The sequence below is a fragment of the Cupriavidus sp. U2 genome (assembly GCF_009663685.2).
Classification (GTDB): domain Bacteria; phylum Pseudomonadota; class Gammaproteobacteria; order Burkholderiales; family Burkholderiaceae; genus Cupriavidus; species Cupriavidus necator_C.
Genome location: NZ_RCOG02000018.1, coordinates 55,245 through 78,717, shown reverse-complemented (window position 1 = coordinate 78,717; position 23,473 = coordinate 55,245). Strand labels below are relative to the sequence as shown.

At 65.8% G+C, this 23,473-nt stretch carries 22 protein-coding genes; 21 read left to right on the top strand and 1 reads right to left on the bottom strand.

Going from position 1 to position 23,473, the window contains the following annotated elements; genetic code table 11:
- The first annotated feature begins 207 nt into the window (after nt 1-207).
- Together D9X30_RS15090 and D9X30_RS15085 are read left to right on the top strand one after the other, a co-directional pair.
- The gene (locus tag D9X30_RS15090; protein ID WP_194946570.1) at nt 208-4,875 is read left to right on the top strand and encodes a glutamate synthase-related protein; all 4,668 of its coding nucleotides are present in this window, start codon (nt 208-210) and stop codon (nt 4,873-4,875) included.
- A gap of 112 nt (nt 4,876-4,987) precedes the next feature.
- Nucleotides 4,988-6,451: a glutamate synthase subunit beta gene (locus D9X30_RS15085; protein ID WP_153949106.1), complete on the top strand. Its 1,464-nt coding sequence runs from the start codon at nt 4,988-4,990 to the stop codon at nt 6,449-6,451.
- 130 nt (nt 6,452-6,581) lie between these two features.
- Here D9X30_RS15085 and D9X30_RS15080 read toward each other — a convergent pair whose 3' ends face one another.
- Nucleotides 6,582-7,115: a GNAT family N-acetyltransferase gene (locus D9X30_RS15080; protein ID WP_153949107.1), complete on the bottom strand. Its 534-nt coding sequence runs from the start codon at nt 7,113-7,115 to the stop codon at nt 6,582-6,584.
- A gap of 173 nt (nt 7,116-7,288) precedes the next feature.
- Here D9X30_RS15080 and D9X30_RS15075 point away from each other — a divergent pair, with 173 nt between their 5' ends.
- The 19 genes from D9X30_RS15075 (at nt 7,289) to hisF (ending at nt 23,471) form a co-directional block, all read left to right on the top strand.
- Nucleotides 7,289-8,377: a Bug family tripartite tricarboxylate transporter substrate binding protein gene (locus D9X30_RS15075; RefSeq protein ID WP_153949108.1), complete on the top strand. Its 1,089-nt coding sequence runs from the start codon at nt 7,289-7,291 to the stop codon at nt 8,375-8,377.
- Between the two features lie 148 nt (nt 8,378-8,525).
- On the top strand, nt 8,526-9,377 hold the full coding sequence (locus D9X30_RS15070) for an ABC transporter ATP-binding protein (RefSeq protein ID WP_249640972.1): 852 nt from the start codon (nt 8,526-8,528) through the stop codon (nt 9,375-9,377).
- Nucleotides 9,374-10,150, top strand: coding sequence for a lipid asymmetry maintenance ABC transporter permease subunit MlaE (mlaE, locus tag D9X30_RS15065; protein WP_101680505.1), 777 nt, complete (start codon nt 9,374-9,376; stop codon nt 10,148-10,150). Before D9X30_RS15070 ends, mlaE begins: the two co-directional genes overlap by 4 nt.
- A gap of 23 nt (nt 10,151-10,173) precedes the next feature.
- A complete protein-coding gene (gene mlaD, locus D9X30_RS15060; RefSeq protein WP_153949110.1) occupies nt 10,174-10,758 on the top strand; it encodes an outer membrane lipid asymmetry maintenance protein MlaD in 585 nt (194 codons plus the stop codon).
- A complete protein-coding gene (locus tag D9X30_RS15055; protein WP_153949111.1) occupies nt 10,755-11,537 on the top strand; it encodes an MlaA family lipoprotein in 783 nt (260 codons plus the stop codon). The genes mlaD and D9X30_RS15055 overlap by 4 nt, the downstream gene beginning before the upstream one ends.
- A gap of 251 nt (nt 11,538-11,788) precedes the next feature.
- Complete coding sequence (locus tag D9X30_RS15050; protein WP_153949112.1) at nt 11,789-12,418, top strand: MlaC/ttg2D family ABC transporter substrate-binding protein; 630 nt, start codon at nt 11,789-11,791, stop codon at nt 12,416-12,418.
- 136 nt (nt 12,419-12,554) lie between these two features.
- Nucleotides 12,555-12,857 (top strand): STAS domain-containing protein, encoded by a 303-nt coding sequence (locus D9X30_RS15045; RefSeq protein WP_153949113.1) that lies wholly within the window; start codon nt 12,555-12,557, stop codon nt 12,855-12,857.
- 250 nt (nt 12,858-13,107) lie between these two features.
- Complete coding sequence (locus D9X30_RS15040; RefSeq protein ID WP_153949114.1) at nt 13,108-14,058, top strand: ABC transporter ATP-binding protein; 951 nt, start codon at nt 13,108-13,110, stop codon at nt 14,056-14,058.
- Entirely contained in the window at nt 14,055-14,882 is an 828-nt protein-coding gene (locus D9X30_RS15035; protein WP_400391786.1) for an ABC transporter permease, read from the top strand. Before D9X30_RS15040 ends, D9X30_RS15035 begins: the two co-directional genes overlap by 4 nt.
- A gap of 34 nt (nt 14,883-14,916) precedes the next feature.
- Nucleotides 14,917-15,165 (top strand): BolA family protein, encoded by a 249-nt coding sequence (locus D9X30_RS15030; RefSeq protein WP_092602220.1) that lies wholly within the window; start codon nt 14,917-14,919, stop codon nt 15,163-15,165.
- A gap of 65 nt (nt 15,166-15,230) precedes the next feature.
- Entirely contained in the window at nt 15,231-16,481 is a 1,251-nt protein-coding gene (gene murA, locus D9X30_RS15025; RefSeq protein WP_153949115.1) for a UDP-N-acetylglucosamine 1-carboxyvinyltransferase, read from the top strand.
- 47 nt (nt 16,482-16,528) lie between these two features.
- Entirely contained in the window at nt 16,529-17,203 is a 675-nt protein-coding gene (hisG, locus tag D9X30_RS15020; RefSeq protein WP_153949116.1) for an ATP phosphoribosyltransferase, read from the top strand.
- Nucleotides 17,204-17,263: 60 nt separating this feature from the next.
- On the top strand, nt 17,264-18,598 hold the full coding sequence (hisD, locus tag D9X30_RS15015; RefSeq protein ID WP_153949117.1) for a histidinol dehydrogenase: 1,335 nt from the start codon (nt 17,264-17,266) through the stop codon (nt 18,596-18,598).
- 34 nt (nt 18,599-18,632) lie between these two features.
- Nucleotides 18,633-19,733 (top strand): histidinol-phosphate transaminase, encoded by a 1,101-nt coding sequence (gene hisC, locus D9X30_RS15010; RefSeq protein ID WP_153949118.1) that lies wholly within the window; start codon nt 18,633-18,635, stop codon nt 19,731-19,733.
- Nucleotides 19,734-19,740: 7 nt separating this feature from the next.
- Complete coding sequence (hisB, locus tag D9X30_RS15005) at nt 19,741-20,328, top strand: imidazoleglycerol-phosphate dehydratase HisB (protein ID WP_066731163.1); 588 nt, start codon at nt 19,741-19,743, stop codon at nt 20,326-20,328.
- Between the two features lie 101 nt (nt 20,329-20,429).
- A complete protein-coding gene (locus tag D9X30_RS15000) occupies nt 20,430-21,053 on the top strand; it encodes a YchE family NAAT transporter (protein WP_153949119.1) in 624 nt (207 codons plus the stop codon).
- On the top strand, nt 21,050-21,703 hold the full coding sequence (gene hisH / locus D9X30_RS14995; protein ID WP_153949120.1) for an imidazole glycerol phosphate synthase subunit HisH: 654 nt from the start codon (nt 21,050-21,052) through the stop codon (nt 21,701-21,703). Before D9X30_RS15000 ends, hisH begins: the two co-directional genes overlap by 4 nt.
- A gap of 174 nt (nt 21,704-21,877) precedes the next feature.
- Complete coding sequence (hisA, locus tag D9X30_RS14990) at nt 21,878-22,621, top strand: 1-(5-phosphoribosyl)-5-[(5-phosphoribosylamino)methylideneamino]imidazole-4-carboxamide isomerase (protein ID WP_153949121.1); 744 nt, start codon at nt 21,878-21,880, stop codon at nt 22,619-22,621.
- Between the two features lie 79 nt (nt 22,622-22,700).
- Nucleotides 22,701-23,471: an imidazole glycerol phosphate synthase subunit HisF gene (hisF, locus tag D9X30_RS14985; protein ID WP_153949122.1), complete on the top strand. Its 771-nt coding sequence runs from the start codon at nt 22,701-22,703 to the stop codon at nt 23,469-23,471.
- Nucleotides 23,472-23,473: the final 2 nt, after the last annotated feature.

Below are 23,473 nucleotides of genomic sequence, written 5' to 3'. Positions count from 1 at the left end.
CCGCTGCGGTCCCAGCTGTCTGCCACGCCCGATCAAGAGGCCCCCCGCGACAGCCCATCCCGTTCGGTCTATGCCCTTGCTGGCTGCGCAGCCTTCACCGGAATTCAGCCCGTGGACCACTCGCAACAATCTTCCGATCTCGCCGCCCGCTCCCAGGCCCAGGGCCTGTACGACCCCACCAACGAGCATGACGCCTGCGGCGTCGGCATGGTGGCGCATATCAAGGGCAAGAAATCCCACGAGATCATTTCGCAGGGTCTGAAGATCCTTGAGAACCTGGACCACCGGGGCGCAGTCGGCGCAGACGCGCTGATGGGCGACGGCGCCGGTATCCTGATCCAGATCCCGGACCAGTTCTACCGCGAAGAAATGGCCAAGCAGGGCGTGACGCTGCCGCCCAACGGCGAATACGGCGTCGGCATGATCTTCCTGCCGAAGGAACACGCCTCGCGCCTGGCCTGCGAGCAGGAGCTCGAGCGCACCGTGCGCCTGGAAGGCCAGGTCGTACTGGGCTGGCGCGACGTGCCGGTGGACTGCAACATGCCGATGTCCCCGACCGTGCGCACCACCGAGCCGGTGATCCGCCAGATCTTCATCGGTCGTGGCCGCGACATCATGACCACGGACGCGCTGGAACGTAAGCTCTACGTGATCCGCAAGACGGCCAGCCACGCCATCCAGGCACTCAAGCTCAAGCACGGCAAGGAGTACTTCGTGCCGTCGATGTCGGCCCGTACCGTCGTGTACAAGGGCCTGCTGCTGGCCAACCAGGTGGGCGAGTACTACCTGGACCTGCAGGACCCGCGCGCCGTCTCGGCCCTGGCCCTGGTGCACCAGCGTTTCTCGACCAACACGTTCCCGGCCTGGGAACTGGCCCACCCGTACCGCATGGTCGCCCACAACGGCGAAATCAACACGGTCAAGGGCAACGTGAACTGGGTCAACGCACGGACCGGCGCGATCTCGTCGCCGGTGCTGGGCGACGACCTGCCCAAGCTGTGGCCGCTGATCTATCCGGGCCAGTCGGATACGGCATCGTTCGACAACTGCCTCGAACTGCTGACGATGGCGGGCTACCCGCTCGTCCACGCGATGATGATGATGATCCCGGAAGCCTGGGAACAGCACACGCTGATGGACGACAACCGTCGCGCCTTCTACGAGTACCACGCCGCGATGATGGAGCCGTGGGACGGCCCCGCCGCCATCTGCTTCACCGACGGCCGCCAGATCGGTGCCACGCTGGACCGTAACGGCCTGCGTCCGGCCCGCTTCTACGTGACCGACGACGACTTCGTCGTGCTGGCGTCGGAAGCCGGCGTGCTGCCGTTCCCCGAGTCGCGCATCGTCAACAAGTGGCGCCTGCAGCCGGGCAAGATGTTCCTGATCGACATGGAGCAGGGCCGTATCATCGACGACAAGGAACTCAAGGACAACCTGGCCAACGCCAAGCCGTACAAGAGCTGGATCGACGCCGTGCGCATCAAGCTCGACGAGCTGGAAGCCAAGCCGGAAGACGTGGCCGCCGAGAAGAAGCCGGTGTCGCCGCTGCTGGACCGCCAGCAGGCGTTCGGCTACACGCAGGAAGACGTCAAGTTCCTGATGGCGCCGATGGCGCTGGCCGGCGAGGAAGCCACGGGCTCGATGGGCAACGACTCGCCCCTGGCCGTGCTGTCGTCGAAGAACAAGACGCTGTACCACTACTTCCGCCAGCTGTTCGCGCAGGTGACCAACCCGCCCATCGACCCGATCCGCGAGAACATGGTCATGTCGCTGGTGTCGTTCATCGGTCCGAAGCCGAACCTGCTGGAACTGAACAACATCAACCCGCCGATGCGCCTCGAAGTGTCCCAGCCGGTGCTGGACTTCAAGGACATCGCCAAGATCCGCAACATCGAGCACTACACCGGCGGCAAGTTCCGTTCGTACGAACTGAACATCTGCTACCCGGTGGCGTGGGGCAAGGAAGGCATCGAGGCCCGCCTGGCATCGCTGTGCGCCGAAGCCGTGGACGCCGTGCGTTCGGGCTACAACATCCTGATCGTGTCGGACCGCCGCGTCGATGACACCCAGGTGGCCATTCCGGCGCTGCTGGCCACGTCGGCCATCCACCACCACCTGGTGGAAAAGGGCCTGCGCACGTCGGCCGGCCTGGTGGTCGAAACCGGCTCGGCCCGTGAAGTGCATCACTTCGCGCTGCTGGCCGGCTACGGCGCCGAAGCCGTGCACCCGTACCTGGCCATGGAAACGCTGGCCGACATGGCCTCGGGCCTGTCGGGCGACCTGTCGCCGGAAAAGGCGGTCAAGAACTTCGTCAAGGCGATCGGCAAGGGCCTGTTCAAGGTGATGTCGAAGATGGGCATCTCCACGTACATGTCGTACACGGGCGCCCAGATCTTCGAGGCCATCGGCCTGTCGCGCGAACTGGTGCAGAAGTACTTCCACGGCACGCCGTCGAACGTCGAGGGCATCGGCATCTTCGAGGTAGCCGAAGAGGCGCTGCGTCTGCATACCGACGCATTCGGCAGCAACCCGGTGCTGAGCAACATGCTCGACGCCGGCGGCGAGTACGCGTTCCGTGTGCGCGGTGAAGAACACATGTGGACGCCGGACTCCATCGCAAAGCTGCAGCACTCGGTGCGCGCCGACGATGGCCGCGGCCAGTACCAGACGTACAAGGAATACGCCAACATCATCAACGACCAGAGCCGCCGTCACATGACGCTGCGCGGCCTGTTCGAGTTCAAGGTCGACCCGGCCCGCGCGATTCCGCTGGAAGAAGTGGAGCCGGCCAAGGAAATCGTCAAGCGTTTTGCCACGGGCGCCATGTCGCTCGGCTCGATCTCGACCGAAGCCCACGCCACGCTGGCCGTGGCGATGAACCGCATCGGCGGCAAGTCGAACACCGGCGAAGGCGGCGAGGACGAGAAGCGTTATCGCAACGAACTGCGCGGCATCCCCATCAAGCAGGGCGACTCGCTCAAGAGCATCCTCGGCGACCACGTGATCGAGAAAGACCTGGAGCTCCAGGCCGGCGATTCGCTGCGCTCGAAGATCAAGCAGGTGGCGTCGGGCCGTTTCGGCGTGACCGCCGAATACCTGGCATCGGCCGACCAGATCCAGATCAAGATGGCGCAGGGCGCCAAGCCGGGCGAAGGCGGCCAGCTGCCGGGCCACAAGGTGTCCGACTACATCGGCAAGCTGCGCTACTCGGTGCCGGGCGTGGGCCTGATCTCGCCGCCGCCGCACCACGACATCTACTCGATCGAGGATCTGGCGCAGCTGATCCACGACCTGAAGAACGTGAACCCGGTGGCGGACATCTCGGTCAAGCTGGTGTCCGAAGTGGGCGTGGGTACCGTGGCCGCCGGCGTGGCCAAGGCCAAGGCCGATCACGTGGTGATCGCCGGCCATGACGGCGGCACCGGCGCATCGCCGTGGTCGTCGATCAAGTACGCCGGTTCGCCGTGGGAACTGGGCCTGGCCGAAACGCAGCAGACGCTGATGCTGAACGGCCTGCGCAACCGCATCCGCGTGCAGGCCGACGGCCAGATGAAGACCGGCCGCGACGTGGTGATCGGCGCGCTGCTGGGTGCGGACGAGTTCGGCTTCGCCACCGCGCCGCTGGTGGCCGAGGGCTGCATCATGATGCGCAAGTGCCACCTGAACACCTGCCCGGTGGGCGTGGCCACGCAGGATCCGGCGCTGCGCAAGAAATTCCAGGGCAAGCCCGAGCACGTGGTGAACTTCTTCTTCTTCGTTGCGGAAGAAGCGCGTGAAATCATGGCCCAGCTGGGCATCCGCACGTTCGACGAACTGATCGGCCGCGCCGACCTGCTCGACATCCGTCACGGCATCGAACACTGGAAGGCACGCGGCCTGGACTTCAGCCGTATCTTCTTCCAGGCACCGATCCCGGCCGACGTGCCGCGCTACCACACCGACGTGCAGGATCACGGCCTGTCGGTGGAAGCCGGCAAGGCGCTGGACCACACGCTGATCGCCAAGGCGCGCCCGGCCATCGACAAGGGTGAGCGCGTGTCGTTCATCCAGCCGGTCAAGAACGTGAACCGCACGGTGGGCGCGATGCTGTCCGGCGTGGTGGCCAAGCAGTACGGCCACGAGGGCCTGCCCGACGACACGATCCACATCCAGTTCCAGGGCACGGCCGGCCAGTCGTTTGCCGCGTTCCTGGCGCACGGCATCACGATGGACCTGGTGGGCGACGCCAACGACTACGTGGGCAAGGGCCTGTCCGGCGGCCGCGTGATCGTGCGCGCACCGCACGAATTCCGTGGCGACCCGACCCGCAACATCATCGTGGGCAACACCGTGCTGTACGGCGCGCTGGCTGGCGAGGCGTTCTTCAACGGCGTGGGCGGCGAGCGTTTCGCGGTCCGTAACTCGGGTGCCACCGCCGTGGTGGAAGGCACCGGCGACCATGGCTGCGAATACATGACCGGCGGTACCGTGGTCGTGCTGGGCGGCACGGGCCGCAACTTCGCGGCCGGCATGTCGGGCGGCGTGGCCTACGTCTATGACGAGGACGGCCTGTTCGACAAGCGTTGCAATACGTCGATGGTGGCGCTGGAGGCGGTGCTCGCGTCGGCCGACCAGCAGAAGGGCCAGCCGGAATCGCAATGGCACAAGTTCAACGGCACGCGCCAGCTGGACGAAGTGATCCTGCGCAACCTGATCGAGCAGCATTTCCGCTACACCGGTTCGGAGCGCGCCAAGGCGCTGCTGGCCGACTGGACCACGGCTCGCCGCAAGTTCGTCAAGGTCTTCCCGACCGAGTACAAGCGCGCCCTGGGCGAGATGTTCGAAAAGGAACAGGCAGCCCGCGACAGCGACCGCGAAGCGGTAGCCGCCTGACCGGCAGCCACACCACGAGAGGCGCCGCGGCAACGGCTGCGGCGCCAACAAGATACTGACCCCAAGCGAGGCCGGCCCGGCCGCCTCGCGCCAGCAAGACCAAGGATGCAACATGGGTAAGGCGACAGGCTTTCTCGAATTTCCGCGCCAGAACGAAGGCTACGAACCGGTAGTCAAGCGCGTGAAGCACTACAAGGAATTCGTGTTCGCGCTCTCCGACAGCGAAGCGAAGGTCCAGGGTGCCCGCTGCATGGACTGCGGTATCCCGTTCTGCAACAACGGCTGCCCGGTCAACAACATCATTCCCGACTTCAATGACCTGGTGTACCGCCAGGACTGGAAGTCCGCGATCGAAGTCCTGCACCAGACCAACAACTTCCCCGAGTTCACGGGCCGTATCTGCCCGGCGCCGTGCGAGGCTGCCTGCACGCTGGGCATCAACGAGCTGCCGGTGGGCATCAAGTCGATCGAGCACGCGATCATCGACAAGGCCTGGGAAGAAGGCTGGGTGGCGCCGCAGGTGCCGAAGCACAAGACCGGCAAGACCGTGGCCGTGGTCGGCTCGGGCCCCGCTGGCATGGCAGCCGCGCAGCAACTGGCGCGCGCCGGCCACGACGTGACCGTGTTCGAGAAGAACGACCGCATCGGCGGCCTGCTGCGCTACGGCATCCCCGACTTCAAGATGGAGAAGGACCTGATCGACCGCCGCATCGAGCAGATGCAGGCCGAAGGCGTGACCTTCCGTGCGGGCGTGATGGTGACCGACGGCGCGCTGCCGGCCGGCATCAAGAACTACGCGCGCGAAACCATCTCGGCGCAGGCGCTGATGGACCAGTTCGACGCCGTGGTGCTGGCGGGCGGCTCGGAAGTGCCGCGCGACCTGCCGGTGCCGGGCCGCGAACTGGCCGGCGTCCACTACGCGCTGGAATTCCTGATCCCGCAGAACAAGGAAGTGGCCGGCGACGGCGCCAACGAGATCCGTGCCGAAGGCAAGCACGTGATCGTGATTGGCGGCGGCGATACGGGTTCGGACTGCGTCGGCACGTCCAACCGCCATGGCGCCGAATCGGTCACGCAGTTCGAACTGCTGCCGCAGCCGCCGGAAGAAGAAAACAAGCCGCTGGTCTGGCCGTACTGGCCGATCAAGCTGCGCACGTCGTCGTCGCATGACGAAGGCTGCTCGCGCGACTGGTCGGTGGCCACCAAGGAACTGATCGGCGAGAACGGCAAGGTCACGGCGCTGAAGGCCTGCCGCGTGGAGTGGAAGGACGGCAAGATGCAGGAAGTGCCGGGCAGCGAATTCGTGCTGAAGGCCGACCTGGTGCTGCTGGCCATGGGCTTCACGAACCCCGTGGGCTCCATGCTGGAAGCCTTCGGCGTGGACACCGACGCGCGCAAGAACGCCAAGGCATCGACCGAAGGCGACCGCGCCTACCAGACGAACGTGCCGAAGGTCTTCGCCGCAGGCGACGTGCGCCGCGGCCAGTCGCTGGTGGTCTGGGCCATCCGCGAAGGCCGCCAGGCCGCCCGCTCGGTGGACGCATTCCTGATGGGCCACTCCGAACTGCCGCGCTAAGCCCCAGCGCCCGGTTCAATCAAAACCCCCGTAAGCGAAAGCTTGCGGGGGTTTTGTTTTTTGGTCCCTGGGCTAATCGCACAATAGAGCAAGAAGCCCGGTCCGTTCCTAGGGCGAGTCAGCCCGCTCGCTACAGTAGACGCCCCATCAACACCGCCCCCTCTCCATACGCTGCCAGCTTGTCTGCATGCCTGCCGGCGGTCAGCGGTGCGTACCCGAGCCTGCGCCAGTACGTATCGGCCGACTGGACGGCGATGAGGCGCGACGCCCGCAGTCCGTCGTGCATCGCCACGTTGCGTGCCGCGTGGTGGAGGCGGGTAGCGAGTCCCCCGCCGCGCCCGATCGGTGCCACGGCCATGTCGTGAATGAACCATGTCAGCGGCTCGGTATCGGGCCAGTCGCGGGCAAGCCGGCCGTTCCAGGGTGGCAGGGACGCCTCTGGCCATGCATGGGTAAACAGGTAGGCGGCCAGGGCAGGGCTGGATTGGCCGTTTTGCGATGGCGCGGACAGGGCTGCGACCCAGCAGGTGGCGGGAGATAGCGTGAGCCGGCTTTCCAGGGCATCGGCGGACTCCACCAGTGCATCCCCATAGCACTGCGCCTGGACGGCAAGCACGGCGGGCAGGTCGGCGGCGCGCATGGGCCGAAGGGTGAATTCAGGCATCGGCCGATTATACGGGCGCTCACATTGGGGTCCGCCCGGAGAGCGTTTACGCGGTCTGTGCGCTGCCAGGCAATGTCCTTACAATTTCTTCAAACTAGATAAGAAGAGACTGCCTCGAAATCCCTTTCAGCCGATTTGGTGCCGTAGCGGTGGGTACGGCCCGGAGGAAATTGATGCCCGAAGTACGCAATTGCATGCGGCTTTGGCGAGGTATAGCGAAGTTGCCAATACTCGCTGCCAGATGGACGGGGTGTGCGGTTGCCGTTGCGCTATGCACGGCGACGGCCCTCGCTCAGCCTCCCGCGGTCGCCCAGCTTGCCAGCATTCCGCCTGCCGCACGGACGGAATCGCCGGCCCGTCAGGTCTCGTTCCCCGCCCGGCCGCTGCGCATGATCGTGCCGTTCCCGGCCGGCGGTGTTGCCGATGCCGTGGCGCGACTGGTGGCCGAACGGCTATCCCAGCGGCTTGGCGTGCCTGTCGACGTGGACAATCGTCCAGGCGCGGCGGGCACCATGGCCGGCGACCTTGTGGCCAAGGCCAGTTCCGACGGCCACACGCTGCTGTTCCATCAGGCCAACATGCTGATCCAGCCCGGACTCGAACCGGTGCCCTATGACGTGACGCGCGATTTCACACCCGTGGCGCGGGTGGCCGCCATGCCGTTGTTCCTGGTGATCGATGGTCATTTGCCGATGACGACACCCCAGCAGTGGGTCACGGCTGTGCGATCGAGCCCGGCATCGTACAGCTATGGCTATGGCCAGCCGGGCAGCCCGCAGCATCTGTACGCCGAGTACGCGGTGCGGGGCATGCCAACCAGCGTGCCGCTGGTGATGGCCAAGGGCGAGAGTGCGGTGGTGCAGGAAATGCTCGCCGGCCGGATCAGCGCCTGTTTCTGTTCCTGGGCTGCGGTGCAGACCCATGTGCGCTCGGGTGCACTGAGAATCCTGGGCGTGACCGGGCCGGTGCGCTCGCCGCTGTCGCCGCAGGTGCCGACGCTGCAGGAAACGGGCATGGAGGGCTACGGGGCGCTCGCCTGGTATGGCGTGATGGCCCCGGCCAAGACGCCCCGGGCCATCGTGGCGCGACTGGCTACCGAGCTGGACAGTGTGACCAGCGAGCGCGGCGTGCAGGCCCAGTTGATGGCTGCCGGCCTTACGCCAGTTCGCGACTCGCCCGACGCCTTTGCTACTGCCATCCGATCGGAATCGGTGCAATGGCAGGTGATTCTGCGCCAGGCGGGTCCGCGCAGCGAGCCCTGAGTGGAGCAGCCGGGCAAGTTTTGTCCGGCAGGCATCACACGAATGCCTCGGATTGTTGTCGGACATGCAATGGTGAGATCACCACACGGGACGGCGACCGATAGGTAGTAGCCCTTATAATGGCGGCCTGTCCAAATCCGGTGACATTGTGACCGCTACCGTGCCGAACCCGTCTGGCCAGGCTTTTACAGGCCCCAACGTCGTCGAACTTGCGGATGTCGATTTTGCATACGCGGCTGGCGACAAGCCCATCCTATCCGGCCTTTCCATGCGCTTTCCGCGCGGGAAAGTGGTGGCCGTCATGGGCGGTTCGGGCTGTGGCAAGACCACGGTGATGCGGCTGGTGGGCGGCATGGTGCGCCCGCAGCGCGGCCGTGTGACGTTCAACGGCGCCGACATCGATGTCATGGACCAGACCGCGCTGTACGCGGTGCGCCGCCAGATGGGCATGCTGTTCCAGTTTGGCGCGCTGTTCACTGACTTGTCGGTATTCGACAACGTCGCATTTCCGCTACGCGAGCACACCGACCTGCCCGAATCGATGATCCGGGATCTGGTGCTGATGAAGCTCAACGCGGTGGGGCTGCGCGGGGCGCGCGACCTGATGCCGGCGCAGATCTCGGGCGGCATGGCGCGGCGCGTGGCGCTGGCGCGGGCTATTGCGCTGGACCCGGCCCTGCTGATGTACGACGAACCGTTCGCCGGCCTGGACCCGATCTCGCTCGGCCTGACGGCCAACCTGATCCGCGACCTCAACGACGCGCTGGGCGCCAGCACCATCATCGTCTCGCACGACGTGCAGGAAACCTTCCAGATCGCCGATTACGTGTATTTCATTGCGAACGGCAGGATTGCCGCCGAAGGCGCGCCGGAGGACCTGCGGGCGTCCAGCGACCCGTTCGTGCGCCAGTTCGTGCACGCCGAGGCCGACGGCCCGGTACCTTTCCATTACGCCGGCCCCACGCTGGCCGAAGATTTCCTGGCCGGAGGCGCGCGTTGACCGGCTTCTTCACTACCATCGGCGCCGCGGTGCGCCAGTTCGTGGGCGGCCTGGGCCGTGCCACGCGCATGTTCCTGGCCGTGCTGGCGCTGTCGCCGGCACTGCTGCGCCGATTCCGGCTGATTTCCGACCAGGTGTTCTTCGTCGGCAACCTGTCGCTGGTGATCATCGCCGTGTCGGGCCTGTTCGTCGGCTTCGTGCTGGGCCTGCAGGGCTACTACACGCTGAACCGCTATGGGTCCGAGCAGGCGCTGGGCCTGCTGGTGGCGCTGTCGCTGGTGCGCGAACTGGGGCCGGTGGTGTCGGCGCTGCTGTTCGCGGGCCGCGCCGGCACGTCGCTGACCGCTGAGATCGGCCTGATGAAGGCTGGCGAGCAGCTGACCGCCATGGAAATGATGGCCGTCAACCCGTTGCAGCGCGTGATCGCGCCGCGTTTCTGGGCCGGTGTCATCGCCATGCCGATCCTGGCCGCGATCTTCAGCGCGGTGGGCATCCTGGGCGGCTACCTGGTTGGCGTGCAGCTGATCGGCGTGGATGCCGGCGCGTTCTGGTCGCAGATGCAGGGCGGCGTGGATGTGCGTGCCGACGTGCTGAACGGCGTGATCAAGAGCTTTATTTTTGGCATTGCGGTGACGTTCATCGCGCTGTACCAGGGGTTCGAGGCGAACCCGACGCCCGAAGGCGTTTCACGCGCCACCACGCGGACCGTGGTGATGGCGTCGCTGGCCGTGCTCGGCCTGGATTTCCTGCTGACCGCGCTGATGTTCAGCTGACAAGCATTCGACAAGAGACTCGCATGAAGAAAAATTCGCTCGACTACTGGGTGGGGTTGTTCGTGGTGGTGGGCTTCGCCGCCCTGTTGTTCCTGGCGCTGAAGGCCGGCAACATGAGCAGCCTGTCGTTCCAGGACACCTACGCGGTGACCGCGCAGTTCGACAATATCGGCGGACTGAAGCCGCGTGCGCCGGTGAAGAGCGCCGGCGTGGTGGTGGGCCGCGTGGCGTCGATCAACTTCGACGACAAGCAATACCAGGCCACGGTGACGATGAATCTGGATAAACGCTACGCGTTCCCGCGCGACACGTCGGCCAAGATCCTGACGTCGGGGCTGCTTGGCGAGCAGTACATCGGGCTGGAAGCCGGCGGTGACGACAAGATGCTGGCCCAGGGCAGCAAGATCACGATGACGCAGTCGGCCGTGGTGCTGGAAAACCTGATCGGCCAGTTCCTGTACAACAAGGCGGCCGATGCCGGCGCCGGCGGCAACAGCGGCAACGGCAACGCGTCGGCCCCGGCGCCGGCCTCGTCTCCGTCGGCGAATGCGTCCGGCGCGGGTGCGGCGGCCTTGCCGGCCGCGCCGGGAATGGGCGGCGGCAAATGAGCACTTTTCATCGCCTGAGCGCGGCTTCGCTGGTCGCGCTGGCCCTGGCCGGCTGCGCCACCGGGCCCGGCGCCAACCCGGCAGATCCGCTGGAGCCGTTCAACCGTGGCGTTTCCACGTTCAACGACAACCTCGACAAGTACGCGCTGAAGCCGGTGGCCGAGGGCTACCAGGACTACATCCCGTCGCCGGTGCGCACGGCGGTGGGCAACTTCTTCTCGAATGTCAGCGATGTCTACTCGGCGGCCAACAACCTGCTGCAAGGCAAGCCGTCGCGGGCAGCGGAAGACACGATGCGCGTGGCCATCAACAGCGTGCTCGGCCTGGGCGGCCTGATCGATATCGCCACGCCGGCCGGCCTGCCGAAGTACAAGGAAGACTTCGGCCAGACCATGGGCGTGTGGGGCGTGCCGCCGGGCCCGTACCTGGTGCTGCCGCTGTTCGGACCGAGCAGCGTGCGCGACGGCACCGGCATGGTGGTGGACCGCTTCATGGACCCGACCACCTATATTTCACCGTGGTACGCGAGCCTGTCGGTGTCCACCGTGCGCGTGGTCGACGGCCGGGCCCAGCTGCTGGGTGCCACGAGCCTGATCGAGGCGGCCGCGCTGGACAAGTACGCGTTCCTGCGCGATTCGTACCTGCAGCGCCGCGAATACCTGATCCACGACGGCAATCCGCCGTCGCAGGATGACGAGGGCGCGCCGCAGCAACCCCATCCGGATCAGGACGGCGGCAGCAAGTCCGCGCCGGCCGGAGCCGATACCAAAGAGGGCTGAGGCGCCGTGGGCAGCCCGAAGGTCTGCCTGCCAGCCTTGTCCCGACAATGCCCGGGCGGGCCTGTGAGCGCGCTGTGAGGCCTGAAACAAAGTGTATGAAAGTGGCGTTTCATGCATGTGCAGATACCATGCCCGGCTGACGCCTGTGTTTCAATGATTTCCGATGGCGGTGCGTTGTTGCCCTGTCGGATGGGCGCGAACCTGCCGATACCCTGCAGGTGACGTTCCCGGAAAGAAAGGAAAAAATTCACATGATCAAGCGACTGCTGCTTCCCTTCCTCACTGTTGTTGCCTTTGCCGGCGCTGGCGCCGCGCAGGCGCAGCAGGCCGACGCCTCGACGCCGGACGGCCTGGTCAAGGCCGTGGTGAACGACGTGATGTCCACCGTGCAGGCCGACAAGGACATGCAGGCCGGCAATATCGGCAAGATTACCCAGCTCGTCGAGCAGAAGATCCTGCCGCACGCCAACTTCACGCGCACCACGCAGATCGCCATGGGCCGCAACTGGTCGAAGGCCACGCCGGAACAGCAGAAGGTGATTACCGACGAGTTCAAGACGCTGCTGATCCGTACCTACGCTGGCGCCATCGCCCAGATCCGCGACCAGAAGGTGCAGTTCCGTCCCTATCGTGGCACGGCCGACGACACCGACGCCACGATCCGCACCCAGGTCATCAACAAGGGCGAGCCGATCCAGATGGATTACCGCCTGGAAAAGACGGCCGAGGGCTGGAAGGTCTATGACATCAACGTGCTGGGCGCCTGGCTGACCGAGGCGTACAAGGGCAGTTTCAACACCATCGCCAACCAGCAGGGCGTGGACGGCGTCATCAAGACGCTGCAGGACCGCAACCGCCAACTGGCCAACGCCAAGGGCTGAACGGCCGATCCGCCCGATTCCGGTTGCGCCGCAGCACGGCGCGGCCAAACTGGTCTACAATGGCCAGACGCTCCCGCCTCCGGGCGGGAGTTTTCATTCGACAAGCCCGTTTCACGTTTCCAGCTCCCATCCATCGATGCCTGCCCTTGGCGCCTCGCTGACCAACCGCAACGCTGCCGTCGTGCTGCGTGACGGCCTGTCGCGCGTGCAGCAGGGCGACGTGACCGTGGATTGCAGCGCGCTGACGCAGGTGGATTCCTCCGCCGTCGCCGTGCTGCTGGCCTGGCAACGGGCTGCCGCCGAGCGCGGCCAGTCGTTGACTGTCGCCGGTGCGTCGCCGCAGCTTCGGTCGCTGGCCACCCTCTATGGGGTCGAAGGCCTGCTGGGCCTGGCTACCGCCACCGCTACCCACCCGGAACACCACCACCACCGACATTGAACCGGCATCCGTCGCCGCGCGTGCCATTGCGTGCGGCCATGCGATGCCACGGCGTCGGGCCGATGGCCTGGCGCCGCGCCGGGCAGAGCGGGGGAACCCCCTCATCCCCTATAATTCCGGGTTGTTCGTCCCCATGTCGCCCCCAAGTGTCCTGACACGATCCACAGGTGCTGCGCGGCTAACCTCAGGGGCGCCCCCCAAATCCAGGTAAGGCTGACCGCCAAGCGGCCCCATCCCAAGACATTCGGCCATGAAAGCCATCGAAATTACCGATGTCCGCAAGCGCTATCGCAACCTGCAGGCGCTCAAGGGTGTCAGTTTCAGCGTCGAGCGCGGGGAATTCTTCGGCCTGCTCGGCCCCAACGGCGCGGGCAAGACCACGCTGATTTCCATTCTGGCCGGCCTGAACCGCTCCGATTCGGGGACGGTCAGCGTGCTGGGCCACGATGTGGTGGACGACTACCGCATGGCGCGCCGCATGCTGGGCGTGGTGCCCCAGGAGCTGGTTTTCGATCCGTTCTTCACGGTGCGCGAGACGCTGCGGCTGCAGTCGGGCTATTTCGGCCTGTCGCGCAACGACGACTGGATCGACGAGATCATGGCCAACCTCGATCTCACCAACAAGGCCGACAGCAACATGCGCCAGCTGTCGGGCGGCATGAAGCGCCGTGTACTGGTGGCCCAGGCGCTGGTGCACCGTCCGCCCGTGATCGTGCTGGACGAACCCACCGCCGGCGTGGACGTGGAACTGCGCCAGACCCTGTGGAAATTCATCTCGCGCCTGAACCGCGAAGGCCACACGATCATCCTGACCACCCACTACCTGGAAGAAGCCGAGGCACTGTGCGACCGCATCGCCATGCTCAAGTTCGGCGAGGTGGTGGCGCTGGACCGCACCAGCAGCCTGCTGAACCAGTTCGCGGGCCTGCAACTGGTTCTGACGCTGTCGAAGGGGACGCTGCCGGCCGAACTGGACGCACTGCGCACGCCGGGCAACCCGGGCGAGCGCGCGCATCGCCTGCGGCTGTCGGGCTACGAGGCCGTGGAACCCATCCTGGCCGCGCTGCGCGCCGCCGGCTGTGAAATCGAAGACATGGAAATCAGCAAGGCCGACCTGGAGGACGTGTTCGTGCAGATCATGCGCCGCGAGGGCGAGATGCCCGGCAGCACGCCGAACACCGCCATGGAGGCCGCGGCATGAAGAATCCCGCCGAGATCAATGTGGCCCAGCGCGAGGAACAGCGTCTGGCATCGATGAAAGTCGGCGGCCTGGTCGGCTTCCGCACGCTGCTCTACAAGGAAGTGCTGCGCTTCTGGAAGGTATCGTTCCAGACCGTGGCCGCGCCGGTGCTGACAGCCGTGCTGTACCTGCTGATCTTCGGCCATGTGCTTGAAGACCGCGTGCGCGTCTATGACCAGATCAGCTATACCGCCTTCCTGGTGCCGGGCCTGGTGATGATGAGCGTGCTGCAGAATGCGTTCGCCAACAGTTCGTCGTCGCTGATCCAGTCCAAGATTACCGGCAACCTGGTGTTCATCCTGCTGCCGCCGCTGTCGCACTGGGAAATGTTCGGCGCCTACGTGGCGGCGTCGATCATCCGCGGGCTCTGCGTGGGCCTGGGCGTGCTGCTGGTGACCGCCTGGTTTGCACACCTGCATTTTGCGCATCCGCTCTGGATCCTGGTGTTCGGGCTGGCCGGCGCGGGCATCCTGGGCACGCTGGGCCTGATCGCCGGCATCTGGGCCGAGAAATTCGACCAGCTGGCCGCGTTTCAGAACTTTCTGATCATGCCGGCCACGTTCCTGTCCGGCGTGTTCTATTCGATTCACTCCTTGCCGCCGTTCTGGCAGGCTGTGTCGCACGCCAACCCGTTCTTCTACATGATCGACGGCTTCCGCTTCGGCTTCTTCGGCGTGTCCGACGTGCCGCCGCTGCACAGCCTGGCCGTGGTGGTCGTGGCGTTCGTGGTGCTGGCCGCGCTGGCGCTGCGCCTGCTGCGCAAGGGTTACAAGCTGCGGCACTGATTTGCCGCAAATCACCGAATTCACAGAGACAGACATGCTGCCTACTCCGGAACAAGTCAGGGATTACATTGCCCAAGGATTGCCCTGCGAACATCTGCACGTGGAGGGCGACGGCCAGCACTTCTTCGCCACGATCGTGAGCGGGGAGTTCGAGGGCAAGCGCCTGATCCAGCGGCACCAGCGCGTCTACGCGGCGCTGGGCGACCGCATGCGCGCCGAGATCCATGCGCTGTCGATGAAGACGCTGACGCCGGCCGAATGGCAGGCCGACGGCGCCAAGTAAGGCGTCGATACCTCACAAGACAACATACCGGCGGGTCCGACACCGCCGGCTGACAAGACAGAAACATGGACAAATTCCAGATCCAGGGCAACGGGCCGCTCAAGGGCGAAGTCCGCGTCTCGGGCGCCAAGAACGCCGCCCTGCCCATCCTGTGCGCCGGCCTGCTGACCGCCGATACCGTATCGCTTTCCAACGTGCCCGACCTGCAGGACACGCGCACCATGCTCAAGCTGCTGCGCCAGATGGGCATGCAGGCCGACATGGCCAATGGCGTGGCCACGCTGAACGGCGCCGACATCAATTCGCCGGAAGCTTCCTACGACCTCGTGAAGACCATGCGCGCGTCGATCCTGGTGCTCGGCCCGCTGGTGGCCCGCTTCGGCGAGGCCCGCGTGTCGTTGCCGGGCGGCTGCGGCATTGGCGCACGCCCCGTGGACCAGCACATCAAGGGCCTGCAGGCCATGGGTGCGGAAATCAACATCGAGCACGGCTTCATCCACGCCCGTGCCAGCCGCCTGAAGGGCGCCCGCGTGGTGACGGACATGATTACCGTGACCGGCACCGAGAACCTGCTGATGGCCGCCACGCTGGCCGAAGGCGAGACCGTGCTGGAAAACGCCGCCCGCGAGCCCGAGGTGACCGATCTGGCCGAACTGCTGGTCAAGATGGGCGCGAAGATCGAGGGCATCGGCACCGACCGCCTGATCGTGCAGGGCGTGGACAAGCTCCACGGCGCGCAGCACAGCGTGGTGGCCGACCGTATCGAGGCCGGCACGTTCCTGTGCGCGGCCGCCGCGTCGCTGGGCGACATCGTCGTGCGCGACGTCCCGCCGCTGATCCTGGACGCCGTGCTGATCAAGCTGCGCGAGACCGGTGCCACGGTCGAGACCGGCGACGACTGGATCCGCCTGGCCATGCCGCAACGTCCGCAGGCCGTGAGCTTCCGGACGTCGGAATACCCGGCCTTCCCGACCGACATGCAGGCCCAGTTCATGGCCCTGAACGCGGTGGCCGAAGGCACGGCGCGCATCACCGAAACGATCTTCGAAAACCGCTTCATGCACGTGCAGGAGCTGAACCGTCTGGGCGCGAACATCACGGCCGAGGGCAACACCGCGGTGGTGACCGGCGTGCCGCGCCTGTCGGGCGCCAACGTGATGGCCACCGACCTGCGTGCATCGGCCAGTCTCGTCATTGCCGGCCTGGTGGCCGATGGCGAAACGACGATCGACCGCATCTACCACCTGGATCGCGGCTACGACCGCATGGAAGACAAGCTGTCGGCAGTCGGCGCGAAGATCCGCCGGATCGCCTGAACCAGAAGCCGCCGCCCCAGGCCGCCCCGAACCTTGAAGAACTGACGATGAGCCCCGCTTTCAACGCCTCGCCCAACCAGCTGACGCTGGCACTGTCCAAGGGCCGCATCTTTACCGAAACGCTGCCGCTGCTGGCCGCGGCCGGCATTCAGGTGACCGAGGACCCCGAGACCTCGCGCAAGCTGATCCTGCCCACGTCCGACCCGGCCGTGCGCGTGATCATCGTGCGCGCGTCGGACGTGCCGACCTACGTGCAGTATGGCGCGGCCGACTTCGGCGTGGCCGGCAAGGACGTGCTGATGGAGCACGGCATGACCGGCCTGTACGCGCCGATCGACCTGAACATCGCGCGCTGCCGCATGTCGGTGGCGGTGCCTGCCGGGTTCGACTACGCCAACGCGGTGCGGCAGGGTGCGCGCCTGGCCGTGGCCACCAAGTACGTGCAGACCGCGCGCGAGCACTTCGCCAAGAAGGGCGTGCACGTGGACCTGATCAAGCTGTACGGCTCGATGGAGCTGGGCCCGCTGGTGGGGCTGTCCGATGCCATCGTCGACCTGGTCAGCACCGGCGGCACGCTGCGCGCGAACAACCTGGTCGAAGTGGAGGAGATCGTGCAGATCTCGTCGCGCCTGGTGGTCAACCAGGCGGCGCTGAAGCTCAAACGGGAACGGCTGGCGCCGATCCTGGAAGCATTCGAACGGGCCTCGGCGGCGCTCGCCTGAGGTACGCACAAGTTGAACCCGACCGGGAGTCCGTCAGGGATTCCCCGAGGACAAGCAGTCATGAACGACACCGATATGGAAAACCTGTCGATCCGCCGGCTCGACTCGACCGAGCCCGGCTTTGCCGATGCCCTGCGCCAGGTGCTGGCGTTCGAGGCGTCGGAAGACGAGGCCATCGATCGCGCCGCTGCCGATATCCTGGCTGACGTGCGCCGCCGTGGCGACGAGGCCGTGCTCGAATACACGCGCCGTTTCGACCGACTGGAAGCCCCCTCGATGGGCGCGCTGGAGCTGTCGCAATCCCAACTGGAAGCGGCGCTGGAAGACCTGGAGCCGAAGCGCCGCGCCGCGCTGGAGGCCGCCGCCGCCCGCGTGCGCGCCTACCACGAGAAGCAGAAGATCGAATGCGGCAGCCATAGCTGGGAATACACCGAGGCCGACGGCACGATGCTGGGCCAGAAGGTGACCCCGCTGGACCGCGTGGGCCTGTACGTGCCCGGCGGCAAGGCCGCATACCCGTCGTCGGTGCTGATGAATGCGATCCCCGCGCGCGTGGCTGGCGTCAAGGAAGTGATCATGGTGGTGCCCACGCCCGGTGGCGTGCGCAACGAACTGGTGCTGGCCGCCGCGCAGATCGCCGGCGTGGACCGCGTGTTCACGATCGGCGGCGCGCAGGCCGTGGGCGCGTTGGCGTTCGGTACCGCAACGCTGCCGCAGGTGGACAAGATCGTCGGCCCGGGCAATGCCTATGTGGCCGCCGCCAAGCGCCGCGTGTTCGGCACGGTCGGCATCGACATGATCGCCGGCCCGTCGGAAATCCTGGTGATCTGCGACGGCACGACCGATCCGGACTGGGTGGCCATGGACCTGTTCTCGCAGGCCGAGCACGACGAACTGGCGCAGTCGATCCTGCTGTGCCCGGACGAGGCCTACCTGAACCGCGTGGAAGCGAGCATCCAGCGCCAGCTGCCGACGATGCCGCGCCGCGAGGTGATCGCCGCCTCGCTGGCCGGACGCGGTGCCCTGGTCAAGGTGCGCGACATGGAAGAAGCCTGCGAGATCGCCAACGCCATCGCGCCCGAGCACCTGGAGATTTCCGCCGAACACCCGCGCCAGTGGAGCGAGAAGATCCGCCATGCGGGCGCCATCTTCCTGGGCCGCTATACCAGCGAGTCGCTGGGGGACTACTGCGCTGGCCCGAACCACGTGCTGCCCACCTCGCGCACCGCGCGCTTCTCGTCGCCGCTGGGCGTGTACGACTTCCAGAAGCGTTCGAGCCTGATCGAGGTCAGCGAGGGCGGGGCGCAGATGCTGGGCCAGATCGCCGCCGAACTGGCCTATGGCGAGGGGCTGCAGGCCCACGCGCGCAGCGCCGAGTACCGATTCAAGCGTTAAGACATGCCGCAAGGCACGAAACCATAGGACCACCATGCCAGCCGTAGACCCATCCCTGATCGAACGCATCATCCGTGACGACGTGCGCGCCATGGGCGCCTATCATGTCGCCGACTCGCACGGACTGGTGAAGCTCGACGCGATGGAGAACCCGTACCGGCTGCCGCCCGACCTGCGCGCCCAACTGGCCGCGCGACTGGGCGAGGTGGCCCTGAACCGCTACCCGGTGCCCAGCAGCGAGGCGCTGCGCGCGCAGCTCAAGTCGGTCATGAAGGTGCCAGCCGGCATGGACGTGATGCTGGGCAACGGTTCGGACGAACTGATCAGCATCATTTCGCTGGCCGCATCGAAGCCGGGTGCCAAGGTGCTGGCGCCGGTGCCTGGCTTCGTCATGTATGCGATGTCGGCCCAGTTTGCGGGCCTCGGGTTTGTCGGCGTGCCGTTGCGCGCGGATTTCACGCTGGACCGCGCCGCCATGCTGGCCGCGATGGCCGAGCACAAGCCCGCCATCATCTATCTGGCCTACCCGAACAACCCCACCGGTAACCTGTTCGACGCCGCCGACATGGAAGCGATCGTGCGCGCCGCGCAGGGCGAGGTATGCCAGAGCCTGGTGGTGGTGGACGAGGCCTATCAGCCGTTCGCCCAGGAAAGCTGGATGCCGCGCCTGACCGAGTTCGGCAACCTGCTGGTGATGCGCACGGTGTCGAAACTGGGGCTCGCCGGTATCCGCCTGGGCTACATGGCGGGGTCGCCGGAATGGCTGTCGCAGCTGGACAAGGTGCGCCCGCCGTACAACGTCAACGTCCTGACCGAAGCCACCGCGCTGTTCGCGCTGGAACATGTGGATGTGCTGGACGACCAGGCCGCCCAGCTGCGTGCCGAGCGCGCGAAGCTGGCCGACGCCATGGCGGCCATGCCGGGCGTGACGGTCTACCCGAGCGCCGCCAACTTCCTGCTGGTGCGCGTGCCGGATGCGGCACAGACGTTCGAGCGCGTGCTGGCGCGGAAGGTATTGATCAAGAACGTGAGTAAAATGCACGCATTGCTGGCCAACTGTCTGCGCGTGACGGTCAGCACCCCCGAAGAAAACGCGCAGTTTCTTGAGGCATTCCGTGCCTCATTGCAGGATTAACCCCACCATGCGTGTTGCAGAGGTCACCCGCAATACCTCGGAAACGCAGATCCGCGTTTCGCTGAACCTTGATGGCACCGGCCGCCAGAAGCTGGCTTCCGGCGTGCCGTTCCTCGACCACATGCTGGACCAGATTGCCCGGCATGGCATGTTCGACCTGGAGGTGGAGGCCACGGGCGACACCCATATCGACGACCACCACACGGTGGAAGACGTCGGCATTACGCTGGGCCAGGCCGTGGCGCGCGCCATCGGCGACAAGAAGGGCATCACGCGCTACGGCCACAGCTACGTGCCGCTGGACGAGTGCCTGTCGCGCGTGGTGATCGACTTCTCGGGCCGCCCGGGGCTGGAATTCCACGTGCCGTTCACGCGCGCCCGGGTGGGCAGCTTCGACGTCGACCTGACGATCGAGTTCTTCCGCGGCTTCGTCAACCACGCCGGGGTAACGCTCCATATCGACAACCTGCGCGGCATCAACGCCCACCACCAGTGCGAAACGGTGTTCAAGGCCTTTGGCCGTGCGTTGCGCATGGCGGTGGAGCTGGATCCGCGTGCGGCCAACCAGATTCCATCGACCAAGGGTACGCTCTGACCCATACTGGTGTCTGACCTGAAACACTGACCTGCGCCCCCATATAGCAGGCGTGCCGGCTGGTTGCGGCGACGCTGACAACCCCGACACACCCGCATCCGATGGATACGCTCAAGTCTTTCATCTCGCTGCTGGCGCTGATCAATCCGATCGGGGCGATCCCGTTCTTCATCAGCCTGACCAGCCAGCAGACCGAGGCGGAGAAGCTGAAGACGATCAAGACGGCGTCGATTGCCGTGGCGATCGTGGTGGGCTTGTCGGCGTTGCTGGGCCAGCAGATCATCGAGTTCTTCAATATCTCGGTGGCGTCGCTGCAGGTGGGCGGCGGGCTGATCATGATCATGATGGCCATGAACATGCTCAACGCCCAGACGGGCCGGACCAAGGCCACGCCAGAGGAAGAGGACGAGGCGGAGGCCAAGACCAGTATCGCGGTGGTGCCGCTGGCGCTGCCGTTGCTGACCGGCCCGGGGTCGATCAGCACCGTGATCGTGTATGCGGGCAAGACGCATCACTGGTACGAGCTGCTGATCCTGGTCGGGATCGGCGTGCTGCTGGGGCTGGTGGTGTATGGCACGTTCCGTGCGGCGGACCCCATCGCACGGGTGGTTGGCAGGACCGGGATCAATATCGGCACGCGCCTGATGGGGTTGATCCTGTCGGCGCTGGCCGTTGAATTCATTGTGGACGGGCTGAAGACATTGTTGCCTGTTTTGAAATCATGACTACCATAGCAATTGTGGATTACGGCATGGGCAACCTGCGCTCGGTGGCGCAGGCTCTGCGTGCCGCGGCACCGGAAGCGGACGTGCAGGTTGTGGACCGCCCCGAGGCGATCCGCGCGGCCGACCGCGTGGTGCTGCCGGGGCAGGGTGCGATGCCCGACTGCATGGGCGCCCTGGGAGATTCGGGGCTGCAGCAGGCCGTGCTGGAGGCCGCGGCGTCGAAGCCGATGCTGGGTGTGTGCGTTGGCGAACAGATGCTGTTCGAACGCAGCAGTGAAGCCAGGTCGGGTGCGGCCAGCACGCCAGCCCTGGGCCTGATGCCGGGCGAGGTGATCCGCTTTGAACTGGAAGGGATGATGCAGCCGGATGGCTCGCGCTTCAAGGTGCCGCAGATGGGCTGGAACCGCGTGCGGCAGGCAATGGCGCACCCGATGTGGCAGGGCATCCCGGACAACAGCTGGTTTTACTTCGTGCACAGCTATTATGTGCAGGCGCAGGAGCCCGCGCATATTGCCGGCGAGACGGACTATGGCGTCGTGTTTACCAGCGCGGTGGCACGCGATAATATTTTCGCCACGCAGTTCCACCCGGAGAAGAGCGCCGCGATGGGTTTGCAGCTATACCGGAATTTCGTGCACTGGAATCCGTAAAGCGTCAGAAGCACCTGTTACCAGAAGCGCCACAAGATCAACAGCGATACCTGCCGTTCAGAGCCACCGACCCAGACTGCATCCACTGCAAAACTGACATGACCTGAGCGCCCGCGCAGCCCGCGCTGGCATCGCTGCCCTTTTCCTTTACACAACCACCACGCTCGTTACGCTATGTTGCTCATTCCGGCCATCGACCTGAAGGACGGTCAGTGTGTACGCCTCAAACAAGGCGATATGGACCAGGCTACCGTCTTTTCCGAAGATCCCGCCGCCATGGCACGTCACTGGGTGAACCAGGGTGCGCGTCGCCTGCATCTGGTCGACCTGAACGGCGCCTTTGTTGGCAAGCCCCGCAACGAGGCCGCCATCAAGGCCATCATCGCGGAAGTCGGCGACGAGATTCCGGTCCAGCTCGGCGGGGGTATCCGCGATCTGAACACGATCGAACGCTGGCTCGACGACGGCCTGTCGTACGTGATCATCGGTACCGCGGCCGTGAAGAACCCCGGATTCCTGAAGGACGCCTGCTCGGCGTTCGGCGGCCACATCATCGTCGGGCTCGATGCCAAGGACGGCAAGGTGGCCACCGATGGCTGGAGCAAGCTGACTGGCCATGAAGTGGCGGATCTGGCACGCAAGTACGAAGACTACGGCGTGGAAGCCATCATCTACACCGACATCGGCCGCGACGGCATGCTGCAGGGCATCAACATCGACGCCACGGTCAAGCTGGCCCAGTCGATGTCGATCCCTGTGATCGCCAGCGGCGGGCTGTCGAACATGGCCGACATCGACCAGCTCTGCGCCGTGGAAGGCGAGGGCGTGGAAGGTGTGATCTGCGGCCGCGCGATCTATTCGGGCGACCTGGTCTTTGCCGACGCCCAGGCGCACGCGGACAAGCTGACGGCCGAATAACCGGCGGCCGGATCACGCCGCCAGGCAGGACGCCACAACCAGCCGTGCCCCGCGCGGGGCGCGGCAGGCAAGGAACCACATGCTAGCCAAACGTATCATCCCCTGCCTCGACGTCACCAACGGGCGGGTGGTCAAGGGTGTCAACTTCGTCGAACTGCGCGATGCTGGCGACCCCGTTGAAGTCGCTCGCCGCTATGACGAGCAAGGTGCCGACGAAATCACTTTTCTCGACATCACCGCGACCAGCGACGGTCGCGACCTGATCCTTCATATCATCGAGGCCGTGGCTTCGCAGGTGTTCATCCCGCTGACCGTGGGCGGCGGCGTGCGCGCCGTGGAAGACGTGCGCCGGCTGCTCAATGCCGGGGCGGACAAGATCAGCGTGAATTCGTCGGCCATCGCCAATCCGCAACTGGTTTCAGATGCGACCGGCAAGTACGGCTCGCAGTGCATCGTGGTGGCAATCGATGCCAAGCGCAGTTCGGCGCCGGGCGAGCCGGCCCGCTGGGAGGTCTTTACCCATGGCGGACGCAAGGCCACCGGCCTGGACGCCGTGGAGTGGGCCCGCGAGATGGCGCGCCGCGGCGCCGGCGAAATCCTGCTGACCAGCATGGACCGCGACGGCACCAGGAGCGGATTCGACCTGGAACTGACGCGCGCGGTCAGCGACGCCGTGCCGGTACCCGTTATTGCATCAGGTGGCGTGGGCGGCCTGCAGGATCTGGCCGACGGCATCAAGCTCGGTCACGCCGATGCGGTGCTGGCCGCCAGCATCTTCCACTACGGCCAGCACACCGTTGGCGAAGCAAAGGCATTCATGGCCCGCGAGGGCATCCCCGTCCGGATCTGATC

What these genes read in the sequence shown, in the direction of transcription:
- D9X30_RS15055 (WP_153949111.1), top strand. Translation starts at nt 10,755, where the DNA reads ATGAGCACTTTTCATCGCCTGAGCGCGGCTTCGCTGGTCGCGCTGGCC.
- D9X30_RS15085 (WP_153949106.1), top strand. Translation starts at nt 4,988, where the DNA reads ATGGGTAAGGCGACAGGCTTTCTCGAATTTCCGCGCCAGAACGAAGGC.
- D9X30_RS15040 (WP_153949114.1), top strand. Translation starts at nt 13,108, where the DNA reads ATGAAAGCCATCGAAATTACCGATGTCCGCAAGCGCTATCGCAACCTG.
- mlaD (WP_153949110.1), top strand. Translation starts at nt 10,174, where the DNA reads ATGAAGAAAAATTCGCTCGACTACTGGGTGGGGTTGTTCGTGGTGGTG.
- D9X30_RS15075 (WP_153949108.1), top strand. Translation starts at nt 7,289, where the DNA reads ATGCCCGAAGTACGCAATTGCATGCGGCTTTGGCGAGGTATAGCGAAG.
- hisF (WP_153949122.1), top strand. Translation starts at nt 22,701, where the DNA reads ATGCTAGCCAAACGTATCATCCCCTGCCTCGACGTCACCAACGGGCGG.
- D9X30_RS15030 (WP_092602220.1), top strand. Translation starts at nt 14,917, where the DNA reads ATGCTGCCTACTCCGGAACAAGTCAGGGATTACATTGCCCAAGGATTG.
- hisA (WP_153949121.1), top strand. Translation starts at nt 21,878, where the DNA reads ATGTTGCTCATTCCGGCCATCGACCTGAAGGACGGTCAGTGTGTACGC.
- hisH (WP_153949120.1), top strand. Translation starts at nt 21,050, where the DNA reads ATGACTACCATAGCAATTGTGGATTACGGCATGGGCAACCTGCGCTCG.
- D9X30_RS15050 (WP_153949112.1), top strand. Translation starts at nt 11,789, where the DNA reads ATGATCAAGCGACTGCTGCTTCCCTTCCTCACTGTTGTTGCCTTTGCC.
- hisC (WP_153949118.1), top strand. Translation starts at nt 18,633, where the DNA reads ATGCCAGCCGTAGACCCATCCCTGATCGAACGCATCATCCGTGACGAC.
- D9X30_RS15080 (WP_153949107.1), bottom strand. Translation starts at nt 7,115, where the DNA reads ATGCCTGAATTCACCCTTCGGCCCATGCGCGCCGCCGACCTGCCCGCC.
- hisG (WP_153949116.1), top strand. Translation starts at nt 16,529, where the DNA reads ATGAGCCCCGCTTTCAACGCCTCGCCCAACCAGCTGACGCTGGCACTG.
- D9X30_RS15035 (WP_400391786.1), top strand. Translation starts at nt 14,055, where the DNA reads ATGAAGAATCCCGCCGAGATCAATGTGGCCCAGCGCGAGGAACAGCGT.
- hisD (WP_153949117.1), top strand. Translation starts at nt 17,264, where the DNA reads ATGAACGACACCGATATGGAAAACCTGTCGATCCGCCGGCTCGACTCG.
- D9X30_RS15000 (WP_153949119.1), top strand. Translation starts at nt 20,430, where the DNA reads ATGGATACGCTCAAGTCTTTCATCTCGCTGCTGGCGCTGATCAATCCG.
- D9X30_RS15045 (WP_153949113.1), top strand. Translation starts at nt 12,555, where the DNA reads ATGCCTGCCCTTGGCGCCTCGCTGACCAACCGCAACGCTGCCGTCGTG.
- murA (WP_153949115.1), top strand. Translation starts at nt 15,231, where the DNA reads ATGGACAAATTCCAGATCCAGGGCAACGGGCCGCTCAAGGGCGAAGTC.
- hisB (WP_066731163.1), top strand. Translation starts at nt 19,741, where the DNA reads ATGCGTGTTGCAGAGGTCACCCGCAATACCTCGGAAACGCAGATCCGC.
- D9X30_RS15090 (WP_194946570.1), top strand. Translation starts at nt 208, where the DNA reads ATGGTGGCGCATATCAAGGGCAAGAAATCCCACGAGATCATTTCGCAG.